Genomic DNA, 4,947 nt, shown 5'->3' with positions numbered 1-4,947 from the left:
CTGTCACGCCGGGGGTCGCGGGTTCGAGTCCCGTCCACTCCGCCACTTATATTAAGCCCCAGTCGAAAGACTGGGGCCTTTTCGTTTGGTCGTGTCCCCTAGAAATGCATTTACACATTGAAGGCGAGACAATACGACTTTCTTTACCCTTTTGGCACATGAGTTTCTCAGGAAGATGAGCCTGCTGCCTGCACTTCCAATTACTCCGAGTTTGTATCCTGTCCTCGTTGAAAGATTGGTCATTTGAACAATGAGTCTTTATAACACTCGCCCTCAACCGTAATAGAATGAATAGTCTTCCGTACTGCGTGTTTTGTTAGCGTCTCTCTTAAACAATAATTTTCTACATCTTATTTCTCAAACATTCATTGCTTCCATGTTTAGAGCGGGACCGTCGTTACGTGGATTACGCAATTTCCCGAAATATAGTGAGGAATAGAGCTAAGTCTTCCGAAAATTAATGCCTTTTAGAAAACTTTGTTTTCTTTGCTGAACTTGCTAGTAGCGATTAACCTAAGAGGAGTTCTTGAGGAGTATGTTTGATGATGCAACAAATAAAAAATGAAACGCTGAAATCTGTATTTAAGCAATGGTCTTCCGATGAGGGAATTGTGGTCATCAACCCTGCAACTGAGCAAGAGTTAATTCGGTTAAAGCCTAGTACTCTTGATGAGTTAGATGATCTCATTGGTCAGTGCAAAACGGAGCAAGTCCGTTGGGCTAAATTAAGTGCCAAAGAGCGCTCTCGTCGTTTGAGGGGGTGGTATCAACTACTTCTTGATAATGCAGAAGACATAGCCACGATTATTACCTTAGAGCAGGGTAAACCTTTAGCTGAGAGCAAAGGGGAAGTGATGTATGGTGCCTCTTTTGTCGAGTGGTTCTCAGAAGAAGCAAAACGTGCTTATGGCGAAGTTATTCCTGCCCCCACGACAGATAGACGTCTATCTGCAATTCGCCAGCCTGTGGGAGTATGCGCTGCAATTACACCTTGGAACTTCCCTATTGCGATGATTACAAGAAAAGCAGCACCAGCCCTAGCGGCAGGTTGTGGCATGTTGATCAAGCCATCAGAGCTTACCCCTCTCACTGCAATTGCTGTTGTTGAATTAGCTTATCAGGCTGGTATCCCTAAAGAACTGCTTTCTGTCGTGGTGTCGGAGCAGGCTGCTGAGTTTGGTCAAGTACTAAGTACTGATCCTAGGATTCAGAAGATCTCTTTTACGGGGTCTACGCGCGTTGGGAAAATTTTGATGAAGCAAGCCAGTGATTCAGTCAAGGCGGTGTCGATGGAGTTGGGTGGTAATGCGCCTTTCATCGTGTTTGAAGATGCAGACTTAGATGAGGCTGCGGAAGGGCTTGTCGCGTCGAAGTTCCGTAATGCAGGGCAAACATGTGTTTGTACCAATCGGCTATATGTTCATAAAAATGTAAAACAAGCTTTTATTGATAAAGTATTGTCGAAGTTAAGCAAATTAAAGCTTGGAAATGGTTTAGAGAAAGGTGTCACATTAGGTCCTGTTATTACGATGGCCTCTAAGCATCGACTAGAGGCGGCGATCGATCAAGCTGTACAAGAAGGAGCCTCTATTGCTAACTCTCCACAGAGACGGCCTGGTCGCTTTATGGAGCCCGTTCTTTTGGATAGTGTGACGCAGAATATGTCGATTGTTCAGCAAGAGCTATTCGGGCCTGTGTTGCCTATTGTTACCTTTGAAAATGATTATCAAGTTCTCGAAATGGCGAACGATACAGAATATGGTTTGGCTTGCTATTTCTATACGAATAGCTTGAAGCGTATTGTGACTTTTAGTGAAGGTTTAGAGTACGGCATGGTTGGAGTTAATGAAGGGATCATCTCTACTGAAGTGGCTCCATTTGGTGGAGTTAAAGAGTCGGGTGTTGGACGGGAAGGTGCTAAGCAAGGACTCGATGAATATCTGGAGACAAAGTATATTTGTCTTGGTGGTTTAAGCTGATTTCAGAGATGGCCGATTGAATTAAAAAGCTAGGTTTTTACCTAGCTTTTTTTTAGTTGAAAGGCATACCATTTGCCACGCGCGTTTGTGGTTAATATTTTCTGGTTACTTAGTGAGTCGATAGTTAGCTTGCGGTAAGCGGTTTTTAATAATCAAAGCGCTTATGTTATTTCGTTATGGGGTAGGAGAGAGCTTAGCTTTAAACTAATACAAAAAAGCCGCATCAAGTGATGCGGCTTCTTCTAATATGGCTCCTCCTGCTGGGCTCGAACCAGCGACCTGCGGATTAACAGTCCGTCGCTCTACCAACTGAGCTAAGGAGGAACAAATTTTAATAAGTGGTGCCGACTACCGGAATCGAACTGGTGACCTACTGATTACAAGTCAGTTGCTCTACCTACTGAGCTAAGTCGGCACAATGTCATTAATAAGTTATTAACTTAATAATGAAAATTGGCTCCTCCTGCTGGGCTCGAACCAGCGACCTGCGGATTAACAGTCCGTCGCTCTACCAACTGAGCTAAGGAGGAATTGTCTTTTTTAAGAGAATAAATGGTGCCGACTACCGGAATCGAACTGGTGACCTACTGATTACAAGTCAGTTGCTCTACCTACTGAGCTAAGTCGGCACATTTTATTCTTTAACATTGTTCGTGCTAAGCACCAACAATTAATAAATTGTGGTGCCCGGAGGCGGAATCGAACCACCGACACGAGGATTTTCAATCCTCTGCTCTACCGACTGAGCTATCCGGGCGACGAGGTGTATTAAAAGGCTTTTCGGCTTTCAGGTCAACAATAAAATTAAAATAAAATATCGTTTGATGAATTTGTGCTCGGAGTGGGCTGTTTTTATGCATTTTTAGCAGCAATGCGCCATGCTTTAAGCGATGTTTTAACATTGATAGTGTGTTCACTTGCAAAATAAAGGCGATAAAAACAAAAAAGCACGTCTGAAAACGTGCTTTTTATTGAACAATTGACTTTAAACTAGTGCTTTACTGAGAACTTGTTTACCCAACCTTCTAGCTCATTCGCTAGTGAAGCTAAACTTTGAGTACTTGATTGGCTCTCGGTTACGACAGAGTTGAGTTGGCCTCCGCTTTCCTCGATAAGGTTTATGCGTAGCGCAATATCATCGCTAACCTGCGTCTGCTCAGCGGCAGCAGTAGCGATCTGCTGGCTCATTGTGGTGATAGATTCTAACGCCGTTACAATTTGCTGTAGAGCTTCAGAGGCATTCTTAGACTCTGTAACAGTGCTTTCACTGGTTTCTGCACATATTTCCATTGTGTGAATGGCATTGCGAGAGCCTTCTTGCAGATTGGAGATCATATACTGAATCTCTTTTGTGCTGTCTTGTGTGCGTCCTGCTAGGTTGCGTACCTCATCAGCAACGACTGCGAAGCCTCGGCCTTGTTCTCCAGCACGTGCTGCTTCAATGGCTGCATTGAGTGCCAATAGGTTTGTTTGCTCTGCAATATCACCAATCACATCGAGCACTTTTACAATATTATTTACATCCTGATCTAGATCGGCGACCGCTTTACTCGCAGTATTTAATTGAGAAGCTAAACCTTGAATGTTTTCAACCGTGTTATGAATGAGTTTCTGAGTATGTTGGCTTTGTTTGTCAGCCTCGTCCGTATTGTTTGCGGTGTCGCTTGCTGAATTGGCAACATGGTTGGCTGAAGATGCCATTTCAGTCATCGCAGTGGCAATCATCGCCGTTGATTGCTGCTGAGATACGGTAAGATCGGCAATCGTATTTGATCGAGCTTCTACGGCAGATAACTCTGCGCGCAGTGCATGCATAGACTTCTCTAGGTTTGTCACCATGGTAGCTAGTGATTGACTCATATCTTGCACGGCACGATAGATACTTCCTCTCGGTGCCACAGTATCAAAACTGGTCTGAATGTCTCCTTGAGCGACAGCTTGAACTGCTTTACGCACGTCGTTAGGCTCTCCACCAAGTAGATGAAGCATTTTGCGAATCGAAATGATCAGGCCACTTAGAATACTTCCCGCGATAATCAGACACAGCACAAGCTGCCATTGTGCTGTCGACCAAAAACGTGCGTTAACTTCATTAAAGCCAATACCTGTACCGACAACCCAGCCCCAGTGTGGTGTTTTTTCTGCTATCGAGTGTTTTTCTTCAATGCTGCCATCAGCTTGTTTTTGGCTCCAGGTATATTCAATGATCTGACCTGTTTTGTGCCCCAATACATCTAGAATGAGTTGGCCTACGCTATTACCACTGCCATCTCTAAAGTCATGGAAGCTGGTTCCGTGTAGTTGAGGGTCTAGTGGTGCGGCGATGAACATCATATTTTCATCTGCGACATAAACGTATTCGTTGTCTTTGTAGATATTGTTACGAAGTAGGCGAGTGGCTAATGCTTTCGCTTCGTCTTCCGGCATTTTGCCTTCGATAGCCATCTTTTCTACTTCGGTAAGTATGCTGTACGCACTTTTAAATAGCTCAGTAACTCGAGCTTTGTTATCAAGGTTACTTGCGACGCGAAGTGTCCATAAGCCCGTTGCGGTCAGAGCTAGGAGAGCTAGCAATATGATCGCAGATAATAAATAGGCTTGAGTTTTTAGTTTCATATTTAGCTCACAAATAAAGTGTTATCACTATGCAAGGCATAGCTAAAAGAAGAAATGTAATAACTCGGGCATCTTAGTGAAGATAAATATGCTCGGATACTAATGCGTATTGAAATTACGATGAGGATTAAATTTTTAGCGTGAAATAAGTGTTTTTGAAGAAAGGATTTAATGTTCGCTGATGTTTAGAAATGAAGTGCAGATAAATGGGAAAGTGAGAAATGACGTATAAAGCAGATACAAAAAAGCCGCATCAAGTGATGCGGCTTTAAAAGTGGCTCCTCCTGCTGGGCTCGAACCAGCGACCTGCGGATTAACAGTCCGTCGCTCTACCAACTGAGCTAAGGAGGAA

General features: G+C 43.7%; 2 protein-coding genes and 6 tRNA genes. 1 reads left to right on the top strand and 7 read right to left on the bottom strand.

What is annotated here, in order from left to right; genetic code table 11:
- The first annotated feature begins 542 nt into the window (after nt 1-542).
- On the top strand, nt 543-1,979 hold the full coding sequence (locus tag R7Q41_RS23670; protein WP_082240161.1) for an NAD-dependent succinate-semialdehyde dehydrogenase: 1,437 nt from the start codon (nt 543-545) through the stop codon (nt 1,977-1,979).
- Between the two features lie 248 nt (nt 1,980-2,227).
- Here the strand turns inward: R7Q41_RS23670 and R7Q41_RS23665 are convergent.
- The 7 genes from R7Q41_RS23665 to R7Q41_RS23635 all read right to left on the bottom strand — a co-directional run bounded on the left by R7Q41_RS23665 (nt 2,228) and on the right by R7Q41_RS23635 (nt 4,946).
- A tRNA-Asn gene (locus R7Q41_RS23665) sits at nt 2,228-2,303 on the bottom strand.
- Nucleotides 2,304-2,318: 15 nt separating this feature from the next.
- Nucleotides 2,319-2,394: transfer RNA gene (locus R7Q41_RS23660), tRNA-Thr, on the bottom strand.
- Between the two features lie 39 nt (nt 2,395-2,433).
- Nucleotides 2,434-2,509, bottom strand: a tRNA-Asn gene (locus R7Q41_RS23655).
- A 23-nt stretch (nt 2,510-2,532) separates the two neighbouring features.
- Nucleotides 2,533-2,608: transfer RNA gene (locus R7Q41_RS23650), tRNA-Thr, on the bottom strand.
- A gap of 52 nt (nt 2,609-2,660) precedes the next feature.
- A tRNA-Phe gene (locus R7Q41_RS23645) sits at nt 2,661-2,736 on the bottom strand.
- Between the two features lie 233 nt (nt 2,737-2,969).
- Nucleotides 2,970-4,595 carry a methyl-accepting chemotaxis protein gene (locus R7Q41_RS23640; RefSeq protein ID WP_104975628.1) on the bottom strand — a complete coding sequence of 542 codons (1,626 nt, stop codon included), beginning with the start codon at nt 4,593-4,595 and terminating at the stop codon, nt 2,970-2,972.
- A gap of 275 nt (nt 4,596-4,870) precedes the next feature.
- A tRNA-Asn gene (locus tag R7Q41_RS23635) sits at nt 4,871-4,946 on the bottom strand.
- Between the last annotated feature and the right edge of the window lies 1 nt (nt 4,947).

The organism is Vibrio sp. 2096, from assembly GCF_033339595.1.
Taxonomy (GTDB): domain Bacteria; phylum Pseudomonadota; class Gammaproteobacteria; order Enterobacterales; family Vibrionaceae; genus Vibrio; species Vibrio alginolyticus.
Note: the sequence above shows the minus strand (reverse complement) of the source record. Positions and strands in the feature narration are given on the sequence as shown.

Excerpts from the sequence above, each read along its gene's own strand:
- R7Q41_RS23640 (WP_104975628.1), bottom strand. The coding sequence starts at position 4,595 with ATGAAACTAAAAACTCAAGCCTATTTATTATCTGCGATCATATTGCTA.
- R7Q41_RS23670 (WP_082240161.1), top strand. The coding sequence starts at position 543 with ATGATGCAACAAATAAAAAATGAAACGCTGAAATCTGTATTTAAGCAA.